At 66.6% G+C, this 19,739-nt stretch carries 15 protein-coding genes; 8 read left to right on the forward strand and 7 right to left on the reverse strand.

Annotated elements, in window-relative coordinates; translation table 11 throughout:
* Positions 1–156: 156 nt before the first annotated feature.
* From NAMU_RS20740 to NAMU_RS20750, 3 genes are all read right to left on the reverse strand, one after another.
* Complete coding sequence (locus NAMU_RS20740) at positions 157–1,086, reverse strand: glycosyltransferase family 2 protein (protein WP_052308028.1); 930 nt, start codon at positions 1,084–1,086, stop codon at positions 157–159.
* Positions 1,083–2,225 carry a glycosyltransferase family 4 protein gene (locus tag NAMU_RS20745; protein WP_015749296.1) on the reverse strand — a complete coding sequence of 381 codons (1,143 nt, stop codon included), beginning with the start codon at positions 2,223–2,225 and terminating at the stop codon, positions 1,083–1,085. The genes NAMU_RS20740 and NAMU_RS20745 overlap by 4 nt, the downstream gene beginning before the upstream one ends.
* A gap of 114 nt (positions 2,226–2,339) precedes the next feature.
* Complete coding sequence (locus NAMU_RS20750; protein WP_015749297.1) at positions 2,340–3,428, reverse strand: glycosyltransferase family 4 protein; 1,089 nt, start codon at positions 3,426–3,428, stop codon at positions 2,340–2,342.
* A 140-nt stretch (positions 3,429–3,568) separates the two neighbouring features.
* Between NAMU_RS20750 and NAMU_RS20755 the strand changes: the two genes are divergently transcribed.
* The 3 genes from NAMU_RS20755 to glf are packed head-to-tail and all read left to right on the forward strand — an operon-like array spanning position 3,569 to position 7,000.
* Positions 3,569–4,876 (forward strand): alpha/beta hydrolase, encoded by a 1,308-nt coding sequence (locus tag NAMU_RS20755; protein ID WP_041371181.1) that lies wholly within the window; start codon positions 3,569–3,571, stop codon positions 4,874–4,876.
* Positions 4,876–5,799 (forward strand): glycosyltransferase family 2 protein, encoded by a 924-nt coding sequence (locus NAMU_RS20760; protein WP_015749299.1) that lies wholly within the window; start codon positions 4,876–4,878, stop codon positions 5,797–5,799. The genes NAMU_RS20755 and NAMU_RS20760 overlap by 1 nt, the downstream gene beginning before the upstream one ends.
* 1 nt (position 5,800) lies before the next feature.
* Entirely contained in the window at positions 5,801–7,000 is a 1,200-nt protein-coding gene (gene glf / locus NAMU_RS20765) for a UDP-galactopyranose mutase (protein WP_015749300.1), read from the forward strand.
* On the opposite strand, the gene NAMU_RS20770 is transcribed toward glf, so the two are convergent.
* Complete coding sequence (locus NAMU_RS20770) at positions 6,975–8,222, reverse strand: glycosyltransferase family 2 protein (protein WP_138180368.1); 1,248 nt, start codon at positions 8,220–8,222, stop codon at positions 6,975–6,977. The two genes, glf and NAMU_RS20770, sit on opposite strands and share 26 nt — an antisense overlap.
* A gap of 300 nt (positions 8,223–8,522) precedes the next feature.
* On the opposite strand from NAMU_RS20770, the gene NAMU_RS20775 reads away from it, so the two are divergent.
* Positions 8,523–9,377 (forward strand): NAD-dependent epimerase/dehydratase family protein, encoded by an 855-nt coding sequence (locus tag NAMU_RS20775; protein ID WP_015749302.1) that lies wholly within the window; start codon positions 8,523–8,525, stop codon positions 9,375–9,377.
* Positions 9,378–9,404: 27 nt separating this feature from the next.
* On the opposite strand, the gene NAMU_RS20780 is transcribed toward NAMU_RS20775, so the two are convergent.
* The 3 genes from NAMU_RS20780 to NAMU_RS20790 are packed head-to-tail and all read right to left on the reverse strand — an operon-like array spanning position 9,405 to position 12,537.
* Entirely contained in the window at positions 9,405–10,430 is a 1,026-nt protein-coding gene (locus NAMU_RS20780; RefSeq protein WP_015749303.1) for an NAD-dependent epimerase/dehydratase family protein, read from the reverse strand.
* Between the two features lie 8 nt (positions 10,431–10,438).
* The gene (locus NAMU_RS20785; protein WP_138180370.1) at positions 10,439–11,326 is read right to left on the reverse strand and encodes a glycosyltransferase family 2 protein; all 888 of its coding nucleotides are present in this window, start codon (positions 11,324–11,326) and stop codon (positions 10,439–10,441) included.
* A complete protein-coding gene (locus NAMU_RS20790) occupies positions 11,326–12,537 on the reverse strand; it encodes a nucleotide sugar dehydrogenase (RefSeq protein WP_015749305.1) in 1,212 nt (403 codons plus the stop codon). The genes NAMU_RS20785 and NAMU_RS20790 overlap by 1 nt, the downstream gene beginning before the upstream one ends.
* Before the next feature lie 278 nt (positions 12,538–12,815).
* Between NAMU_RS20790 and NAMU_RS20795 the strand changes: the two genes are divergently transcribed.
* The 4 genes from NAMU_RS20795 to NAMU_RS20810 all read left to right on the forward strand — a co-directional run bounded on the left by NAMU_RS20795 (position 12,816) and on the right by NAMU_RS20810 (position 19,688).
* Positions 12,816–14,156: a hypothetical protein gene (locus NAMU_RS20795; protein ID WP_138180372.1), complete on the forward strand. Its 1,341-nt coding sequence runs from the start codon at positions 12,816–12,818 to the stop codon at positions 14,154–14,156.
* Between the two features lie 181 nt (positions 14,157–14,337).
* Positions 14,338–16,338, forward strand: a complete 2,001-nt coding sequence (locus NAMU_RS20800; RefSeq protein WP_138180374.1) for a DUF7657 domain-containing protein — start codon at positions 14,338–14,340, stop codon at positions 16,336–16,338.
* Between the two features lie 134 nt (positions 16,339–16,472).
* Entirely contained in the window at positions 16,473–17,561 is a 1,089-nt protein-coding gene (locus tag NAMU_RS20805; protein ID WP_015749308.1) for a glycosyltransferase family 2 protein, read from the forward strand.
* 153 nt (positions 17,562–17,714) lie between these two features.
* Positions 17,715–19,688, forward strand: coding sequence for a rhamnan synthesis F family protein (locus tag NAMU_RS20810; RefSeq protein WP_138180376.1), 1,974 nt, complete (start codon positions 17,715–17,717; stop codon positions 19,686–19,688).
* Positions 19,689–19,739 lie beyond the last annotated feature (51 nt).

A 19,739-nucleotide genomic window follows, 5' to 3' on the forward strand; every position in this document is an offset into this window, starting at 1 on the left:
GCTCAACTCGGTTCTCGGCTCGGCTCGATCACTCGGCCCACCAGCCGCCGATGGGTCGTTCGACCGTTACTGACCGTATCGGGGAGCTCGCCGGCCAGGTCCGCCGGCCCGTGATCGTGCACGACCGGCCGGGCCAGGTCAACCGCAGACCGCCCTTCACCTCGCTCGACGCTGTGGCAACGAGGCCCCCCCGGCCACCTTGTTGGACCGCGCCGACACGAAGGACCGAGCGGCCAGCGCCCCGCGCAGCGCCAGCCGCAGCGGGGCCCTCCACCAGCCCGGATATCGACCTGACAGGTAGCGGTAGGCGCTCACATGGTGCGCCTGGGCCATCGCCGATGGGTCGCGCTCGGTCGCGTGCCCGCCCTGGTGCACCACCGTCGCCGCCGGGCAGTAGACGTTCGACCAGCCGGCCCGGCCCAGTCGGTCGCCCAAGTCGACGTCCTCGAAGTACATGAAGTAGTTCGGGTCGAATCCGTGCACCTCGTCGAAGGCCGCCCGCCGCAGGAACAGGCAGGATCCGGACAACCATCCGGCCTCTCGCTCGACCGGGTTCTCGGCGTCCCGCCGATAACGCCGGGTCCAGGGGTTCTTCGGCCAGACCCAGCCCAAAACCGCATGGCCCGCCCCGGTGAAGATCGACGGAAGTTCCCGAGCCGACGGGTAGACCAGACCGTCCGGAGTGGTGATGAGGGGCCCGAGCGCCCCCGCCCGCGGATACCGCTGGGCTCCGGCGATCAGCTCGTCGATCGATCCGGGGCCGAACTGCACGTCCGGATTGACGACGAGGACCCAGGTAATGGCCGGATCCAAGGCCGCCACTCCTCGGTTCGCCGCACCGCCGTAACCCAGATTGGCGCCGGTCCGCAGCAGCCGAACGTTCGGGCGCTTGGCGGCCGACTCGACCGATCCGTCCGTCGACCCGTTGTCGGCCAGCACGGTCAGCACCGTCCGGCCGGTGGCGGCCGGCAGCGAGTCGAGCAGCCCGGCCAGGGCCGGGCCGGGCGAGTAGGTCACGGCGACCAACCCAATCGGCTCCGAATCCGGCACAGACGGCGTCGAATCGGTCGTGGTGTCAGATGTCATGACTGAGCTCCTGATGCGGCGAGCCGGTAGGCGCGCTGGTGCGCCTGCGCGCAGGCCACCCAGGTAAATTCGCCGGCCCGGACGATGGCCGCATGCGCCAACCGGGCTCGCTCCTCCGGCTGGTCGAGCAGCCGGACGAGCGCGTCGGCGATATCGCCGGCCCCGGTTTCGCTATAGGCAACCGCATCCCCACCCACCTCGGGCAGGGACAGCCGGCGGGTGGTGAGCACGGGCGCACCACACGCCATCGCCTCGAGCACGGGAAGGCCGAACCCCTCGCCGAGGCTGGGGTAGGCAACCACGAGTGCCCCGCCCAGAAAGCCGGGCAGCTGCTCAATGGCCAGGTGCCCAGGCCGGATAACGCTCAGGCCGGGCGGGACCGCGGCCATCGCGGGCTCGATGGCCGCGTCCCAGCCGGGTGATCCGGCGAGCACCAGCACCGGCGGATCGCCGCGGTGGGCCGCCGCACGAACGAACCCCCTGATCAAGGCGGGCACGTTCTTGCGCGGCTCAAGGGTGCCCAGGAAGCCGATCCAGGGTTGCCGACCCAGCCCGAGAGCGGCGGCGGCCGCCTGCTTCTGCGCATCGGTCGGCGGCCGGAACAACTCGTGGTCGACCCCGTGATGGGCGACCACGAGCTTGGCCGGATCGGCCCCCACCAACCGCACGAGCTCGGCCTTGGTCGCCCGGCTGGGCACGACGCAGACCGCCGATCGCCGCAGTGCGGTCCGGGTCCAGGCGCGGAAGAACCGGCCCTTGACGCCCAGGTGCAGGCCACGGTCGGAGAAGAACGTCGCGTCATGAAGCGTGACGACCACCGGCAGGGGTGCGGCCAGCGGCATCGTGTAGTGCGGTGAATGCAGGACATCGGCCGACAGCCGTCGGGCCAGCCGGGGCAGCGTGGTCTGCTCCCAGGCCAGCCGCGCCGGGCGACTGTCCAGCTGCTCCGCCGTGGGGACGATCCGGCTGTGGGTCGCGAGCTTGGCGAAGGTCGCGGCGTCCCGATGCTGGCACACCACCGAGAGCGTCGAGCCGGCGGCGTCCAGCGCGCCGGCCAGCTTGTCGACGTAGCGACCGACGCCACCACGATCGGCCGGGATGGCGGTGGCATCGAGCAGCACGTGCGGCTCAGTGCCCATCCCCACCGCCCTTCCGTCTGCCCGCGGCTTGCCTCGGCTGGGTCAGCCTAGTAGTTGGCCGAGCGGGCCAGACCACCGTCGAGCAACCAGGGACAGCGGGACGCACATCCGGGCTCATCCGGCGTGCAGATCCCAAAGTCGATTCGCCGCCTCCGGCCAGCTGAACGCGGAGGACCGCTGCTGCCCGCGCAGAGCCAGGTCGGTCGCCAACGCCCGGTCCTGCAGCACCTGGGCAAGCGCATCGGCCAGCGCGACCGGGTCCTGCCGAGGGACGACGATGGCGGCGCCCGCGACCAGTTCGACCAAGGCCGGCGCGTCGGAGCACACGACGGGCACCGCCGCCGCCATCGCCTCCAGTACCGGCAGTCCGAAGCCCTCCGAACGGGAGGGCGCGGCGAACGCGGCGGCGCCATCAAGGACGGCGGCCAGATCAGCGTCGCTGAGCCGGCCGAGCTTGTGCAGCCGCTCCGGCGCCACCTCGGCTCGGGCCGCCAGCGTCGGCACGTCCACCTCGCCCCAGCCACCGGGCCCGACAATGGCCAGGTGGGCCTGGTGCAGGGCCGGCTGCCCCATGGCCGCGATCAACGTGTCGATTCCCTTGCGCGGCTCGAGGGTGCCGATCGCCAGGACGTACCGCTCGGTCAAACCCAGGTCGCGACGTCGGTGCTTGGCGTCGGCCGGAACCGGAAGCGCGGTCACGCCATGCCCGACCACGACGATCCGGTCGGCGGCTCGCGGGAAGATGCCGTGCAGATCGCTCGCGACCGCCGCGGAGGGCACCACCACGCTGCGCGCCCGCTCCATGGCCCGGCCCACCATCACCTGGTGCCAGTGCACCCCGCGGGCAGTCAGAGTCTCCGGATGGGTCCACGGCACGGCGTCGTGCACGGTGACCACGAGCCCGTCAAGACGAGGCGGCGCCAGCGGCGTCGTGGCATGCACAGCCTGGCCACCGACGGTCGGCGGCAGTCCGCGAAGCCAGAGCTCGCCCAGCACCCGGTGACCGGCCGGCAGGCGAACCGGCCCGTTCGTGCCGGCGATCGCTGCGGCCCGCACGTTGCGGTGCCACGCGGTGACCGTGCGGACCGACCATCCCGGCCGGGGTCGCTCGGCCAAGGCCTGGGCGATCTGCGCAGCGTATCGACCGGTCCCACCCGGCACCGGCGCCAGACACTGCTCGACGATGACGCTGAGCTGTTTCATCCGCTCAGCACAACACACGGTGAGCCCTACCGGCGTCCCAAGGATCGCACCTCGGTACGGGCCAGATCCGGCTATCGCCTGGCATATTGATCGTGCCACCCGCTGGGATTGCGGTGGACCGGATCGAAAGATTGGACGAGATGGACACCTCGCTGATGAGCGGGTGGCTGAGCTGGCTGGTGCTCGGCCTGGGGGTCGCCGGTGCGGCGTTCCTGCTCGTCCGACGGCCTCGCTGGTGGTGGCTGTACGTGGTGCCACCGGTCGTTCTGGTCTCGGCCGTGACCGGGTGGCTGCTCGGCACGGTCGGCGGCGAGAAGTTATTCGCCCAGCCACTGACCGGCTCGGACATCTTCTGGATCGCCATCGCCCTGGCGGCCATCGGTCTGGCCGTCGGGCAACAGGTCCGCAGCCCGTGGTGGCGTAAGATCGTTGCCGTCGTGGCCGCGGTGCTGGTGCTGGCCGCCGCCGGCAATCAGATCAACAAGAACTACCAGGAGTTCCCGGCGGTCAAGGACCTGTTCGGGCCATCGGGCACGGACCAGAGTTCGCTGCCGCCGGTGACCCCACAGACCACCCGACCGACCACGCCGTCCGGTCCGCTCACCGCGACGTGGGCCCCGACGGGCGCCAACATTCCGGCCGACAGCAAGGGCAAGATCCTGCCGTTCACGATTCCCCCCACCCAGTCGGGCTTTTCAGCGCGTCCCGGCTGGGTGTACCTGCCACCGGCATACTTTGCGGACAATCGGGAGCCGCTTCCGGTCCTGATCCTGTTCCACGGCCAGCCCGGCAGTCCCGACGACTGGATCACCGGCGATCGGGTCCAGACCGTCATGAACGATTTCGCCGCCCAGCACAACGGAATCGCCCCGGTGGTGGTAATTCCCGACGTGCTTGGTTCCCAGCTGGCCAACCCGATCTGTGCCGACAGCAGCTTGGGCAACGTCGACACCTACCTGGCCAAGGACCTCCCGGCGGCGATCGCCAGCCAATTGGACGTCGACCAAGACCACCGGCACTGGGTGGTCGGCGGCTTCTCCTACGGCGGGACCTGCGCCCTGCAGATGGCTACTAATCATCCCGATGTGTACCCCCACTTCGTCAATATCAGCGGCGAGAAGGAGCCGACCCTGGGCTCGGGCGACACTGCGCGCAAGACCACGGTCGATGCCGCATTTGGCGGCGACGAGGCCAAGTTTGTCGCGATCAATCCGGCCGACCTGATGCAGAAGCACTCCTTTCCGGATTCGTCGGGCTGGTTCATCTGGGGTCAGGCTGATCCGGACACCAAGCTCCAGCAGATTCGCAACGACCAACTGGCCACGACGGCCGGGATGAACGTCCAGATCTGGGAGGTCCCGGAGACCGGTCACGATTGGGGTACCGCGGCTTCCGGGTTGGCCCACGTCATGCCCTGGATGGCCACCACCATGGGCCTGACCGGCTGATGACCTCGCCCGTAACCACCGTGGTGGTCATCACCCACCGCGCGGCGGAGTTCATCGCCGACGCACTGCGTGGCCTGCAGGCCCAGACCGTCGCCCACCACCTAGTGATCATCGACAATGATTCCACCGACGGCACCGCCGATGTGCTCGCCGACCTGGCGCCGCCGGGAAGCGTGCATCGGATGACCGAGAACCTGGGCTTCGCCGGCGGGGTGGCGGCCGCAATCCCCCTGGTCACGACCCGCTTCATGGCTCTGCTCAACGACGACGCCGTGCCCGACCCGGACTGGCTCGAGCAGCTGCTGCTGGCTGCCGAGGACGACGACCGGGCGGCCGCCTGGACCTGCCTGATGGTGCTCGCCGACGACCCGGCCGCGGTCAACAATCTCGGCACCGAACTGAACGATGCTTGGTACGGCGTGGACGTGGCGGCCGGAGAGCCGGTCGCGTCGGTGCCCGATCGGATCGGCGACGTCTTCGGATTCTGCGGTGGCGCCGCGCTCCTGCGCACCGACGCGGTCCGGGCCGTTGGCGGCTTTCCCGCCGAGTTCTTCCTCTATTACGAGGACCTGGACACCTCATGGCGGCTGCGCCGGGCAGGCTGGGCGATCCGCTCGGTTCCCCGGTCGCGGGTCGTCCATCGGCATGCGGCCACCACAGACCGGCGGTCCGAGTTGTTCCACTACTACAACGAGCGCAACCGCCTGCTGACCCTCGCCCGCTGCGCCCCGCTGCGAGTCGCAGCGGGCCAGGCCGCCCGATTCCTGCTCACGACGGCGTCGCTGGCCGCGCAACGGCTGGCCGGCCGGCCGGTACGGGACGTGCCCAACTTCCAGCTGGCACTGCGGCGACGCGTCGTGATCGACGCGGCGCGCATGGCGCCGCGTCAGCTCGCCCGTCGCCGGCCCGCGATCGGTGGTTGACGTGGACCTGCTGGTTGTCGGAGCAGGATTGTTCGGCCTGACCGTCGCGCAACGGTGCGCGTCCGAACTCGGCCTGCGGGTGACGGTCATCGACAGCCGCCCGCATCCGGGCGGGAACGCCTGGTCCACGCGAGACCCCGAAACAGGTATCGAGGTGCACCGCTACGGGTCGCATCTGTTCCATACGTCCAACGACCGGGTGTGGACATACGTGAACCGGTTCACCGGATTCACCGACTACCGGCACCGCGTCTACACGGTCCACCGTGGCGAGGTGTTCCCGATGCCGATCAACCTGGGCACCATCAATCAGTTCTTCCGCTCCGCCTACGGTCCCGATCAGGCCCGGGCGTTGATCGCGGCGCAGGCCGCCGATGAGGCGCAGGCAACCGGCGGCACCCCGGACGAGTCACTGGAAAGCCGCGCGGTGTCCTTAATCGGACGCCCGCTGTACGAGGCCTTCATCCGCGGCTACACCGCCAAGCAGTGGCAGACCGACCCGGCACACCTGCCGGCATCGGTGATCTCACGGCTACCGGTCCGCTACAACTATGACAACCGGTACTTCGGCGACACCCACCAAGGGCTACCGGTCGACGGGTATGGGGCTTGGATCGAGCGGATGATCGACCACCCCTCGATCGACCTCCGATTGGATACCGACTTCTTCGCCGACGGTCCCTTCGGGCGGGCGGCAACACGTGGTCGGGTGCCGATCGTCTACACCGGGCCGATCGATCGCTACTTCGACCACGCCGCGGGCCGGCTCGGATGGCGAACCCTGGACTTCGAGACAACCATCGAGCCGGTCGGCGATTTCCAGGGCTGCTCGGTCATGAACTATGCCGACGCGGACGTGCCGTACACCCGCATCCACGAGTTCCGCCATCTACACCCCGAACGGCAGCATTCGCCGGATGCGACGGTGGTCGCCCGGGAGTACTCCCGGTTCGCCACCGATTCCGACGAACCGTACTACCCGGTCAACTCACCGGCCGATCGTGATCGGCTGCTGCGCTACCGCGCGCTGGCCACCGCCGAACCGCAGGTGAAGTTCGGTGGACGGCTGGGCACCTACCGGTACCTGGACATGCACATGGCCATCGCGTCTGCCTTCACGCTGGTCGACACTGAGCTGGTGCCCAAGTTCTACCCCGGAAGGCGGATGATCGCCGTCAACCGGAACGGCGGGACAGGCTGACGGTGAAACTGACCATGATCAGTTCCAGCCCGCCGAGCACCAGCACCATTCCCAGAATCGGCAGCCGCATGGTGGACATCGGGTCGAGCGCCCCGAATCCGTGCGAGCCCCACACCAGCAGTGCAACCACGAAGGCCACCACCCCCAGGGTCAGCAACACGCCGCCGACGACCACGCCGCGATCGAGGGTGACGCGCTCAAGCATCCGCTCCAGGCGGTCGTTGGGCGGCAGCAGGCCTAGGCGCGCCGCATAGGACCGCGTCACGACGGCCAACCCAAGCAACTGCAGCCCGGCGATCACCCCGGTCGCGCAGGCCAACATGGTCTGCACACTGAACACCACGTTGCCGACCTGCTTCGGACCCAAGGCCAGGGCCAGCAAGCCCAGGCCCCCGACCGAAAACAGCACGAGGGCCGGATAGAGCATCAGCCACCGCGGCGTGAGGGCCAACAGAAAACTCAGATGCCGCCAGCCATCACGCCAGGTTCGCAGGTGGGGCGAGCCGCTGCGCCCGTCCGGGCGCAGCGTGGTCGGCACCTCTTCGATCCGCAAACCCGCCAGGGAGGACCGGACGACCATCTCGCTGGCGAACTCCATCCCAGGCGTGCGCATTCCCAGGGCGCTGACCTTGTCCCGGTCAAAGGCCCTGATCCCGCAGTGGAAGTCACCGACCGGGACGCCGAAGAACAGGCGGCCCAGCTTGGACAGCACCGGATTGCCGACGTAACGGTGCAGCGCGGGCATGGCTCCGCGCTCGATCCCACCGGCGAAGCGGTTGCCCATGACCAAGTCGGCGCCGCCGCGCAACGCCGCGACGAACGGCTCGATGTCGTCCAGAGCGTAGCTGTCGTCGGCGTCGGCCATCAGGACCCAGCGACCCCGGGCCGCCTGGATCCCCCCGGCGAGGGCCGCGCCGTACCCGCGGGCCCGAACCGCGACCACCCGGGCCCCTTCGCGCTCGGCGATCTGCGGCGATCCGTCGTCGGAACCGTTGTCCGCGATCACCACCTCCCCATCAATGCCGAGTCGCTCCATGGAGTCCCGCGCCTTGCGGATACACGTGGCCAGCGTCTCGGACTCGTTGAGACACGGCAGCAAGACAGTCAGCTCGCAGGCCGGTGCGACGGTCGCCACCGGCGCGCACTCCGGTGGTCTCCTCGAGCCGGCGAGCGCCCGGTCGGGCAGCGGGTCAGCGGCACTCGGATCGTTGAGGTCAGCCATGCCGGTCACGCTATGTCCAGCAGCCGCGGCAACCAAGCCTGGGCGGTCACGGCCCGCCGTCCGCCCCGACCATCCCGTGGTCTGCAGCTCGCGCGTCGTCCAGGTGGTGAACCATCGGCGGACACCCGATCCCACGGCCGCGCCGCCGGATGCGTGACGGCCGGCATTGCTGCTTCGGGTCGCCCTCGCGCCGTCGCCACCGCTGGCCCGTCTACCCGTTGCCCGAGGTTCCCGCGATAGGCTCATTCGGCCACAGCGCCGAAAGGGCGCCAAAAAGGGCGCCAAAAAAGGGGAGGACTCATGGCCCATGTCGTCGTCACCGGGGCAGGTGGCTATCTCGGCCCGCACGTCGTGTCTGCTGTCTTGGATCGCGGCCACGCCGTCACCGCCGTGGTCCGACCGGGCTCCACGATCCGTCTGGACGATCGCGCCGAGGTGCTGGAGGCGGATGTGCTGCGCGACGGGATCGATATCCCGTCGCGGGGGTCCGCGGGCCCAGTCACAGTCGTTCACCTGGCGTGGAGGGATGGATTCCACCACAACTCACCCGCGCACATGGCCGAATTGTCGGCGCACTACCAGTTGCTGACCGAGCTTCCGAACCGCGGCGTTGCCCGGATCATCGCATTGGGCACGATGCACGAGGTCGGATACTGGGAAGGGGCGATCGACGCGGACACGCCGACGCAGCCGCTCTCCCAGTACGGCGTGGCCAAGGACGCGCTGCGCCGATCGTTGGAGTTGGCCCTACCCGACTCGGTCGGACTCGTCTGGGCGAGGGCGTTCTACATCTATGGTGACGACCGGCGCAACCGGTCGATCTTCGCCCGCCTGCTGCAGGCGGTCGACGAGGGGCAAACCTCGCTTCCCTTCACTTCGGGTAAGAACCGGTACGACTTCATCAGAGTCGAGGAGCTGGGTCGGCAGTTGGCGGCCCTGGTCGACGCCGAGGACGTGACCGGGACGCTCAACTGCTGCACCGGTCGACCGGTGTCGCTGGCCGACAAGGTGATGGAGTTCATCCGGGAGAACGATCTCCCGATCAGCCTAGATTATGGTGCGTTTCCCGACAGACCGTACGACTCCCCCGGGATCTGGGGAGACGCATCACGCATCCTCGATGTCGTAGCCAGAGACAAGGTCGCGACCAGCTGAACTTGGGGCACCGTGAGGTTGCTCCCGTCAGATGGTGCCGTCCTTCATGGCTTGTTCGATCCATGGAATGACCTCGTCGAGCATGTCCTCAAGCGTCGTTTCCGCCTGAAAACCCAAGATATCGCGGGCCTTGTCGGTAGCCGGAACCCGACGCTGCACGTCGTACTCGAAGGCCGGATCGTGGACCAGGTTCATGAACACCTCCGGGCCCTTGATCTTCGTCCAGATGATTTGCGCCAGCTCGGTCACCGTGTGTCCGGTCGGGGTCGAAAGGTTGAAATCGTCATTGAGGGCCTTTGGGTGGGCCATCGCATCGACGATCCCGCGGGCCAAGTCACCTCCGTACGTGTAGTGCCGGATCTGGTTGCCCTCGCCCAGGATGTGCAGCGGGTCCTGGCCCTTGAGCACCTTTTGCACCAGGTCCGGGACCACGTGACTCATGGCCAGCTTCACGTTGCCCGAGTCGATCTCCACGTCACCAAGGGCGCGGGATTCGCCGATGCCGACGCAATTGAACGGCCGCAGAATCGTGTAGGGCAGCTTGTACTGATCCCATGCTGCGCGGGCGAAGTACTCGACGGCCAGTTTCTGAAAACCGTAGGAGGACAGCGGTGGCGGAACCTTGCGTTCGTCGCCCTCCTGCGAGGGCCACGTGGTCGTTGATTCGAACACCATCGAGGACGACATGTACGTCACCTTGCTCAATTTGCCCGACTTGTGCGCGGTGATCGCCGCATCACAGGATGAGGCGATGATCCGCTCGTTCTGCGCCAGCAGGTCGTAGGCATAGGTGTGGAAGTAGGAGATGCCGCCGATCAACGCAGCGCCTGCGATGAAATGCTCGCAATCCAGCAGCAGCTCCGTCATCAGCTCGGTATCCTGCACATCGCCCTTAATTAAGTTATAGTTGGGATTGTCGTCGTACGACTTGACGACCGGCCCGTACTTTGAATAGTTGTCCACACCAACCACCGAATATCCTCGGCGCAGCAACTCCTCAACGACGTAGCCGCCAATGAACCCGGCCGAACCGCTGACCAGAACTTTCTCCATCGTAGTGCTCAATTCCTCTCGTGAGGTACGGGGTGGCCCACGGGCTCACCACCGGACACCTTTTCTTCGGATTGTTCGTGAGACGGTCCGGACGGGGCCACCGCATCGGTCTCGGCGCCCGCGATCGGGCGATCCCGTTCCTGGACCAACGCCTGGGCCTCGGCGCGCAGGGTGTCGACGTCGACCCGGGGCCGGAACGCGAACCGGTACCACCGCAAGTAGTGCGGAATCCACTGGAGCAGTTTGAAGTTCGACTTGCCTGCCGTGCGGTCCAACCAGATGGTTGGAATCTCGGCGACCGGCCGGCCCAACCGCCGGGCCTTCGCGGTCAGCTCCAACCCGATCTCAAAGCCGTCGCGTGAATGGATGCCGACCTGTCGCACGAACTCCCGGTCGTAGGCCTTGAATGAGTTGGTCGCATCCCTGGTGCCCACTCGGGCGAGCATATGCAGCGATCGTCCGGCCGCCCGGGACATGGCCGACTTGACCAGGGGACCGCCAACCTGTTGGCCGCCAGGCATATACCGGGAGGCCGCAGCCACGACCACACCGCGCTCCACCAATCGAACCAGTTCATCGATCTGCCGCGGGTCGTCACACCCGTCGGCCATCGTCACCACGACCGTCGGTGCCCGCGCCGCGTCGATCCCGTATCGGATCGCGTTCGCCGGGCCCCTGCCGTAGGTGCTGACCACAGCCCGCACGCGTGGCTCCGTCGCAGCGAATCGCCGCACGACCGGCACCGTGTTGTCCTCCGGAAAGTCGACGACGACCACGACCTCGCAGTCCAACTGCATGCTCTCCAGCAGCCGCGCCAGTGGCGCCTCGATCCCCTCCCCCTCGTTGTAGGCCGGAATCACCACTGACACCCGCGGACTTGGACGCGCCACCATCATCAGACTCTGACCCCGCCGCCCAGGACGTTCCACACGTCGGCCACCGGCTTGTCCACGACCAGCCCTCGGTATTGCGGATGCGGCGTCGCCACGATCAACAGGTCCGACCGGGTCAGCACGTCTTCCAACGGCAGCAGATCAGGATCGACCGTGACATAAGGATCCGTGGTCAACACTGCCTTGGCCTTGAAGGAAAGCACTCGGCGCAACTTGTACGACAGGCTCGAGCGTATGTCGTCCGACCCGCCTTTGAACGCCATTCCCAGGATGCCTACTGTCATCTCGGCAAGGTCGAATCGGTCTTCCAGTCGGCTCACCAGATACAGCGGCAAACCTTCGTTCACCAACATTGCCGAATGGCCCAGGGCGAATTGATTGTCGCTGAACGCAGCGAGCTGCATCGTGTCCTTGAACAAGCAAGGACCCGCGGCAAAACCTGCGCCCGGCAGATCGGCCGCACGAGGGTAGTCCTGGGTCAATCCGGCGCGGATGCGTTCAAAATCAAGACCTCGGTCATTGGCCATCATGTAGAACTGATTGGCTGCCGCGAACTTGATGTACCGCCAGGTGTTGGTGAACAACTTCGCGAGCTCGGCCTCCTCGGGCAACATTGGCACCAATGTCGAGGTTAGGCGCCCGAACAACGCCTCCGCCCGCTTCAACCCGGCATCCGTGCGCGCGGACACGATCTGGGGCAGGCTGAACAGTTCCTCCATTGCCCGGTGTTCGGCAATCCTCTCGGGGCAGAACGCCACCGGCATGTCGATCCCCAGCTCGTCGACCATGCGCTCCACCAGGGCCGTCACCCCCGGATACACCGTCGACCGCAGCACCAGCAACTGACCGTCCCGGAAGAACGGCGTCACCTGCGCCAGCGCTCGAGGGATCGCCTTCGGATCCGGGTTCAGGTGCTCGTCGACAGGGGTGCCGATCACCACGACCACGTGCTCTGCCTGACCCACCACCGCCGGATTCGTGGACGCTCGGATCCGGCCGGCCGCCAACGCCGCCCGCAACATCGGTTCGGCCCCGGGCTCAACGAATGGCAGCTCGCCCGCGTTCACCGCAGCCACGGCGGTTACGCTGATGTCCTGGATCAACACCGACGCACCGCGATCAGCGAACGCGATCGCCAAAGGCAATCCGACGTGCCCGCCACCGCCGACGATGACCAGGTCGTACGCAAACAGAGCCGAGCTACTTTCGGACATATTGCCAACCTGTCCCTGGTCTCGGGAGGCTCCCGCGAAACACTGACGAACGGCGGTCATCGCGGAGCTGCGAACGGGGGCGCCGGCCCTGCGAGCGAGTTCACGCAGCTTGCGCCGGTCGTCAACACGATACTGGAGGCCTGGCCCGATCCTGACCGGGCACGCCGGCTCAGCCGATCGAATGTGACAGCATGAAGCCTGCTTGGTTCCGATCGGTGGCGCACACACGACCCCCGAGGCCGGACGAGGACCAGAGACCGAGGGGCTCGGTGGGGCGGTTGGTGAAGGCGCTGGCCACTGGGCGCACGCGGCTCAGTTCGCTGTTCTCACCGATCGACCCGCCGACGGGATGGCAGTGGGCCAATCCTGCGCTGTTCGTTCTGGGAACCATCGTCATGGTACTTCGGGTCCCCGCGGACACCCGCTTCGTCCTCTGGGCCGAGGACGGAAACACTTTCCTCGCCCAGGCCTACGACCAGGGTGGCGGATCCGTCTTCTTCGCGCCTTACGCGGGGTACATGCATCTCATACCCCGCGTGACCGCCTGGATCGTCCGTGACACCGTCGACCTCCCTGACTCCGGTATCGCGATGGCACTGGCGGCGGCCGCGGTCACATCTCTGTGCCTCGTGGGAGCCTTTCATTGGTCGCGTGGGTGGCTGTCCGCCCCGGCCGCCGTGGTGCTGTGGCTGGCAACACTGCTGATGCCCGCCTCTGCGTTGGAGCTCGCCCTCAACGTCGCCGACTCACACTGGTGGCTGATGTACGCGGCGTTTTGGGCCCTGCTGAGCCGTCTTCGCGGCCCGGCGAGCGTTGCTGCCGCGTCGGTGGCCGTCGTGGCCGCCGCGCTCAGCGATCCCTTGACCGCGGTGCTCGTGCCCTTGGCCCTGATCCGTGCCGCCGGATGGACCACCAAGCGCGACGTCATCGCGCCGGTGGCGCTGCTGATCGGGTTGGCCGGTCAGATGCTGGTCGTGCAGGGCGCGTCGCGCTCGACGGCGGTGGCCAAGCTCACCATCGACGAGCTGATCCACCAAGCGATCGTCAGGCTTGGCTTCGCGACCGTCGTCGGTGGAGAACTCGGCGATCGCTTCGCGATGGCCCACCCCTTCCGCGCGGCCATCGTCGGCGCCGGCGTGCTGATCGGGATACTTGTTGCGTCCGCTGTCGTCGTCCGTCGCCGACCGATCGCCGTGATTGCCCTCGTTCACGCCCTCGTGTGGTACTCGCTGATCGAGTACCTGGTCTGGCCGAACACGCGCATGCCCACCGAGTTCGGTCCGCTCACCTGGGGGCAGCGCTATGCCTTCAATGCGTTGCTGCTCCTGGCCGTCGCCGTCGTAGCGATCGCGGATGCTGCCGCGACCCAACGCCGCGCTCCCGTTGCCGGTCGGATCCTGGCCGGCGTCATTGCTGTGGCACTGCTCTGGCCGGGCATCACTCAATTCCAATCCTCGACCTACCGCAGACCGACGCCAACTCTTGACGCCCAACTGCCGGCTGCGATCGAGGCGTGTCGCCTTGATGGGTCGGGGATGTACTCGTTCGTCATCCTGCCGACCGAGCTTTACACCTGGCCGGTGGCGTGCTCGGTCATCCTGTCGACCGCGGACGGCTGACCGGCCCGGCAATCGCGTCGGCTCCCTGGCGCACCCCCTGGCCTGGCTTGTGCGACCGGGGGGCGGCCTACGAATGTGGACGTCCACGCCGGCGTAGTCTTGGAAGCCGCTTCTCACGCCGGATGCTGGGAGCGGCGCATCGCGAATTCAGCAGGCTGGGCCGCGATGGGCGTTCCGAAAAGTGATTTGGCTGAACCGGGCGGAAATGATGAGCGCGGCGCGAACAGGGGATCTGACAACAATCCGGTCTCCCATTGAACGAGCGTTCAATTTTCTCCGGCGTCATCGGGTCATCCTCGTCCCCCTGGTGATCTATGCCGCACTGATCATTGTCGGCGTCACCACCTCGAGCATCGGCGCACCCTTCCTCCGCGAAGATCCCGCAGCACCCCTCGGATTTCAGCTGGGCCAATCGCAGCTGATCAGGTCCGACGAGTACAATACCGAGTCCGCTCTTTGGCTAGGCCAGATGGCTGAAGGGTTCGCCCAGCTGCATGATCCGCTGAGCGTCTCACCTGCCTACTTCGCCCAACTTCCGGCCGGACCGGTCTCCGGAATCGTCTTCTTCGACGGCACGCTGCTCATGCTCGGGCCCTGGTTGCCCGACGCGATGCTCTTCGCCATGAAATGGTGGCTTCCCACGGTCTTGCTGTTCATTGGCATGCCGGTTTGGTTCAAACAAATCACCGGCAAGTACCGGTGGGGCTACCTGGCGGCCGTTCTCATCTTCTTCTCGCCGTCGAGCATGTGGTGGTCGGGGCGTCCAGTGAACACCATCGGCTTTATTGTCGCGGGCTGCGCGCTGGGCATCTTTGCTGCTCGTCGCCTCGTGGGCGGTCAGTGGATCGCGGGAGTCCTCTCGGTAGGAGCCGCCGGAATCCTATTGGCGCGCTTCCCGTCGTATTATCAACCTCTTGCCATCGTTGTCGGCCCGCCGATCGTCCTTGCCACTGCGGGCTACCTGTTCTTTGCCAATCATGGCGTCCGCAATCGATTATTGGCCTTGGGACCGCTGGCCCTTTCCGGAGCGGCGTTCACACTATTCACAGCGCTCGAGAACTGGGATTCGTTGAGTGCGGTCCTGGCCACCGTGTATCCAGGAGATCGTCGATCGACTGGGCAGGGGCAGGAGATCGGGGCGGTCTTCGGGGCGACGAACTTCGGGTGGATGGAGTCCGTGGGCACGACCGCCCTCAACACCAACCAGACCGAGATCGCCAGCTCTTTTACAATTCTGCTCGTCGTGATCGGATTTGCCTTCGTCGCGCAGCGATGGAACTCAGATCGCGCAACAGCCGCCGCACTGATCCCACTGGTGGTCCTAGCGACTTTCTGGCTGACCTGGTGCACCGTCTCCTGGGGCGCCGTAGGTGAGATGATTCCGCTGGCCAATCGTGTTCCGTATTATCGTGCGACCAACGCGACCGGGTTCGTGGCGACCATCGCATTTTGCCTCTACATGACGCAATGGCGGACACCCCAGCGGCGGGCGGTGCCGGCGGTGGCCGGCGGGGTCGCTGCCCTGGCCTCAGCCGTTGCCGGTAGCTCACTGCAGGCAATCTATCTGCCCGATCTCGCCACCTGGATGATATGGCTCAGTGCCGCAGCAGTCGGCCTTGTCATCTTCGCTCTCCTGCAATGGCCCGACCGCTGGTACTCCCTGGCCGCGGCCGGGTTGGCGGCCAGTGTCATGACCGCGACAGCAGTCCCGGTTCTGTTCGGCCTGGCCGACCTTCGGGCCAGCGACGCCGCGAGCGACTTCCTGTCAGCTGGCCGGCAAGCACGCGAGGCGGGTGCGGTGTGGGCGACGGACTCTTTCTATGTCGACGCGCTCCTGACGGCGACCGGGACACCATCGCTGTCCGCCCGCCAACAGATGGGACCAGACCGTCACAACTGGCTTCGCCTGGATCCCGAAGGTACGAACGAAAATACCTGGAACCGCGCAGGAATGTACTACACCTTCGACTGGACAAACGCACCAGAAATAAAATTCTCGAACCCGAGTCCAGACATACTCGTCATGACGGCATCGCCGTGCACGGTCGCCCAGAGAATCCCCGAACTGGATCACATCGTATCCGGTAAGGAGTTAGATATGGAATGCCTGGAGTTGACCGGAGAATTCAATTGGTCAGGGTCGCAGCATTGGATCTACGCCGTTCACCACGGCGGAGCCTGACCCTCGCACCGTGGAGGTGACTCCATGGTGGGCCGACCCGGACAGCGCGACACGGGCCGCGCAATCGCCACGATCCGCCGAGGGCCCCGGCGTAGTGTGGCCTGGAAACCGGATCCGGCGCGAATGGGGTCGACATGCCCGCTCAGCACGATCAGCAGACGCAGGTCGCGGTTGTCCTGCGGACGAGGAATCGTCCTCTGCTCCTAGCTCGTGCACTGGCCAGCGCGGCCGCTCAGACGTACGCCGACTACGTGGTGATCGTGGTCAACGACACTGGGGATCCGGGTCCGGTCGACGACGCGGTCGCCCAGGTCGCCGACCGCGCGCTGGGTCGCTTCCAGGTGGTGCACAACACCGTCTCGCGAGGACGCGAGGCGGCACTCAACATCGGGCTGGAGGCCAGCTCGTCCTGCTACGTGGCGGTGCTCGACGATGACGACACCTGGGCCTCGTCGTTCCTGGCGCAGACGGTCGATCATCTCGAGCGCACCGGGGACCTGGCCGTTGCGACTCGATCCGAGGTGATCTACGAGCGCATCGACGGCGAGACGGTCGTCACCGAGGGCCGTGAGCTGCTGGCATCGGACCGTAATCAGGTGACCCTGCTCGAGACGATCGTGCGTAACTACACCCACACCGGTTCGCTGGTCTACCGGCGCGACGTGCTGGACACCATCGGCCGATACGACGAGGCGCTGCCGGTACTGGCCGACTGGGACTTCCTGCTCAGGCTGCTCCGTCACGGCGAGGTCGGGTTCATCGACGGCAACCCCCTCGCCTTCTGGCACCGCCGCCCGGCGTCGGTCGGCGACGCCCGGAACAGCGTCGAGGGCGACGAACACACCCGCTGGGATGTCCTGGTCCGTGATCGCTATCTGCGAGCCGACCTGGCCCGGCACGAGGGATTGGGCTACCTGTTGTTCGTCAGCGAACTGCAGGACCGGGACGCGAGGATCGCTCAGGCCCGCGGCGCGCACATCGCCGGCGCCGTGCACAAGATCGACACCGAACTGCTCTCGATGCGAGACACCCAGACCTCTCTCGCCGCGGCGGTTCACCACCTGCACGGCACCCAGGATGAGCTGCTGCGCCAGCTGGTCGAGATGAATCGCAACCTGATCAGCCAGAACAACCGGATCGTCGCCCAGTTTGCCCTGCTCGGCGAGAGGGTGGAGCGGCTCGAATCGCTGCTCGACCGCAGGCTTGCCGGTCAACTGCGTTGAACAAGCAATCCTGACAACGGCGCGGCGCCGCTCAGCATCCACCCCGTGGGGGTCGGGATTTCACACCCCAGCTCGGTCCCGACGTCCGGGCCGTGACGGACGTGTCGCGCGTCACCGATCGAGCCGGTGCGATCGTTACAATGCGTCCTGTCAATGCATGGGGTCCGCGGCGGTGCTCCTGCGCGTTCACCCGCAGGAGGGCCCTCGGCCCATGAGGAGGTAGGTCAGCCAGTGCGGCGCGTCATCTTCTATCTGTTCTACGATGCCCAGGGCATCGTCGATGACTACGTTCCCTACAAACTCAACGCACTGCGCCCGTTCGCGGACCACATCTTCGTCGTTTCCAATTCCACCCTCACGCCGGAGGGGCGGGAAAAACTCGCCGACGTCGCCGACACCGTCCTGGCCCGCGAGAACGTCGGCTTTGACGTCTGGGGTTACAAGGAGGCGATGGAGGCCTTCGGTCGCGACCGGCTCGCCGAATACGACGAGCTCATCCTGATGAATTACACGTTCTTCGGCCCGATCTTTCCGTTCGCCGAGACGTTCACGGCGATGGACGCCCGGGAGGACATCGATTTCTGGGGCCTGACCGCGCACGGAGAAGTGGACCCCAACCCGTTCCCGGACACCACCGGAACCCTTCCCCTGCACATCCAGTCCCACTGGATCGCCGTTCGCAAGACGATGTTCACCTCGATCGAGTTCGCCTGGTACTGGGACAAGATGCCCATGGTGACCTCGTACACGGATTCAATCCTGCAGCACGAGTCAAAATTCACTCAGCACTTTGCCGATCGCGGCTTCCGGTATTCGATCCTGTTCGATCCGAGCCGATATCCGACGACGCATCCGGTCTTCGACAGCGCCGATCTGATGCTGGGCGACCGGTGCCCGATCCTCAAGCGGCGCATGTTCTTCCACGAGCCTACCTATCTCGAGCGCAATGCCATTCTCGGTCGCCGGGTCATGGAGATCGTGTCCCGCACGGACTATCCGGTGGATCTCATCTGGCGCAATGTCGTGCGCTCGGCCGAGCCGCGCACGCTGTACACCAACATGTCGATGCTGTCGGTCGTGCCCGATGTCGACACCGGATTCCGGCCCGATCCGCCGCTGCGGATCTGTGTGCTGGCCCATATCTTCTATGAAGACATGACCGACGAGATGATGGGCTGGATCGGAAATATTCCCGTCCCCTTCGATCTGGTCGTCACGACGACGAGCGCCGCCAAGAAGGAGGCCATCGAGTCCGCCCTGGAGGCGTACGCACTGAAATCGGTCGAGGTGCGGCTCGTCGAGAGCAATCGGGGGCGCGCGGAAAGCGCCTTCCTCATCGCCTGCCGCGACGTGCTGACCTCCGGCGAGTACGACCTGGTCCTCAAGATCCATTCGAAGAAGTCCCCGCAGAACGGCGCCAATCTCGGGCAGTTGTTCAAGCACCACTCGGTGGACAACCTGCTGTCCTCACCGGGCTACGTGGCGTCCATCCTGGGCATGTTCCAGAGTCAGCCCAGCCTCGGCATGGTCTTCCCGCCGGTGGTCAACATCGGATTCCCGACCCTGGGACACTCCTGGTTCACCAACCGCGAGGCCGCCCACGAGCTGGCCGACCAGCTGGGCATCCACACGATCTTCGACCGGACCACGCCGCTGGCCCCCAACGGCACCATGTTCTGGGCGCGACCGGAGTCCCTGGCCAAGCTGGCCAGGCATGACTTCGACTATTCACAGTTCGCGGCCGAGCACGAGGGCTGGTCGGACGGCATGCTCGGGCACGTCATCGAACGACTGTACGGTTATGCCGTCCTGGACGCGGGACTCAGGATCCAGTGCGTGTTCAACACCGACTGGGCATCGATCAACTACGTCTTCCTGGAATACAAGCTGCAGCGCATCCTGTCGATGCTGCCGGCCCACACCCAGGAGGCGGTGGACTACCTGGAGCGCGCCCGGGCCGCGCTCGAGAGCCCGCCGCCGCCGCCCCCGCCGGAGGAACCGCCGCTGGCCCTGCTCAAGCACTCGGTCGATCGGTCGTACCCGCGGTTCGGCCGCTTCATGCGGCCCTTTTACCACGCCGCTCGCGCCACTGTGCGGACCGGTCGGCGCATGCGGAAGGCGCGATGACGGGCCGACGATGGCACTGACTCTCGACCAGGCGTTCCAACCCCGGCACAA

Origin of the sequence: Nakamurella multipartita DSM 44233 (genome assembly GCF_000024365.1) — a bacterium.
Lineage (GTDB): Bacteria > Actinomycetota > Actinomycetes > Mycobacteriales > Nakamurellaceae > Nakamurella > Nakamurella multipartita.

Coding starts and splice junctions, on each gene's coding strand:
- NAMU_RS20740 (WP_052308028.1), bottom strand. CDS start 1,086: ATGACATCTGACACCACGACCGATTCGACGCCGTCTGTGCCGGATTCG.
- NAMU_RS20745 (WP_015749296.1), bottom strand. CDS start 2,225: ATGGGCACTGAGCCGCACGTGCTGCTCGATGCCACCGCCATCCCGGCC.
- NAMU_RS20750 (WP_015749297.1), bottom strand. CDS start 3,428: ATGAAACAGCTCAGCGTCATCGTCGAGCAGTGTCTGGCGCCGGTGCCG.
- NAMU_RS20755 (WP_041371181.1), top strand. CDS start 3,569: ATGGACACCTCGCTGATGAGCGGGTGGCTGAGCTGGCTGGTGCTCGGC.
- NAMU_RS20760 (WP_015749299.1), top strand. CDS start 4,876: ATGACCTCGCCCGTAACCACCGTGGTGGTCATCACCCACCGCGCGGCG.
- NAMU_RS20770 (WP_138180368.1), bottom strand. CDS start 8,222: ATGGCTGACCTCAACGATCCGAGTGCCGCTGACCCGCTGCCCGACCGG.
- NAMU_RS20775 (WP_015749302.1), top strand. CDS start 8,523: ATGGCCCATGTCGTCGTCACCGGGGCAGGTGGCTATCTCGGCCCGCAC.
- NAMU_RS20780 (WP_015749303.1), bottom strand. CDS start 10,430: ATGGAGAAAGTTCTGGTCAGCGGTTCGGCCGGGTTCATTGGCGGCTAC.
- NAMU_RS20785 (WP_138180370.1), bottom strand. CDS start 11,326: ATGATGGTGGCGCGTCCAAGTCCGCGGGTGTCAGTGGTGATTCCGGCC.
- NAMU_RS20790 (WP_015749305.1), bottom strand. CDS start 12,537: ATGTCCGAAAGTAGCTCGGCTCTGTTTGCGTACGACCTGGTCATCGTC.
- NAMU_RS20805 (WP_015749308.1), top strand. CDS start 16,473: ATGCCCGCTCAGCACGATCAGCAGACGCAGGTCGCGGTTGTCCTGCGG.
- NAMU_RS20810 (WP_138180376.1), top strand. CDS start 17,715: ATGCATGGGGTCCGCGGCGGTGCTCCTGCGCGTTCACCCGCAGGAGGG.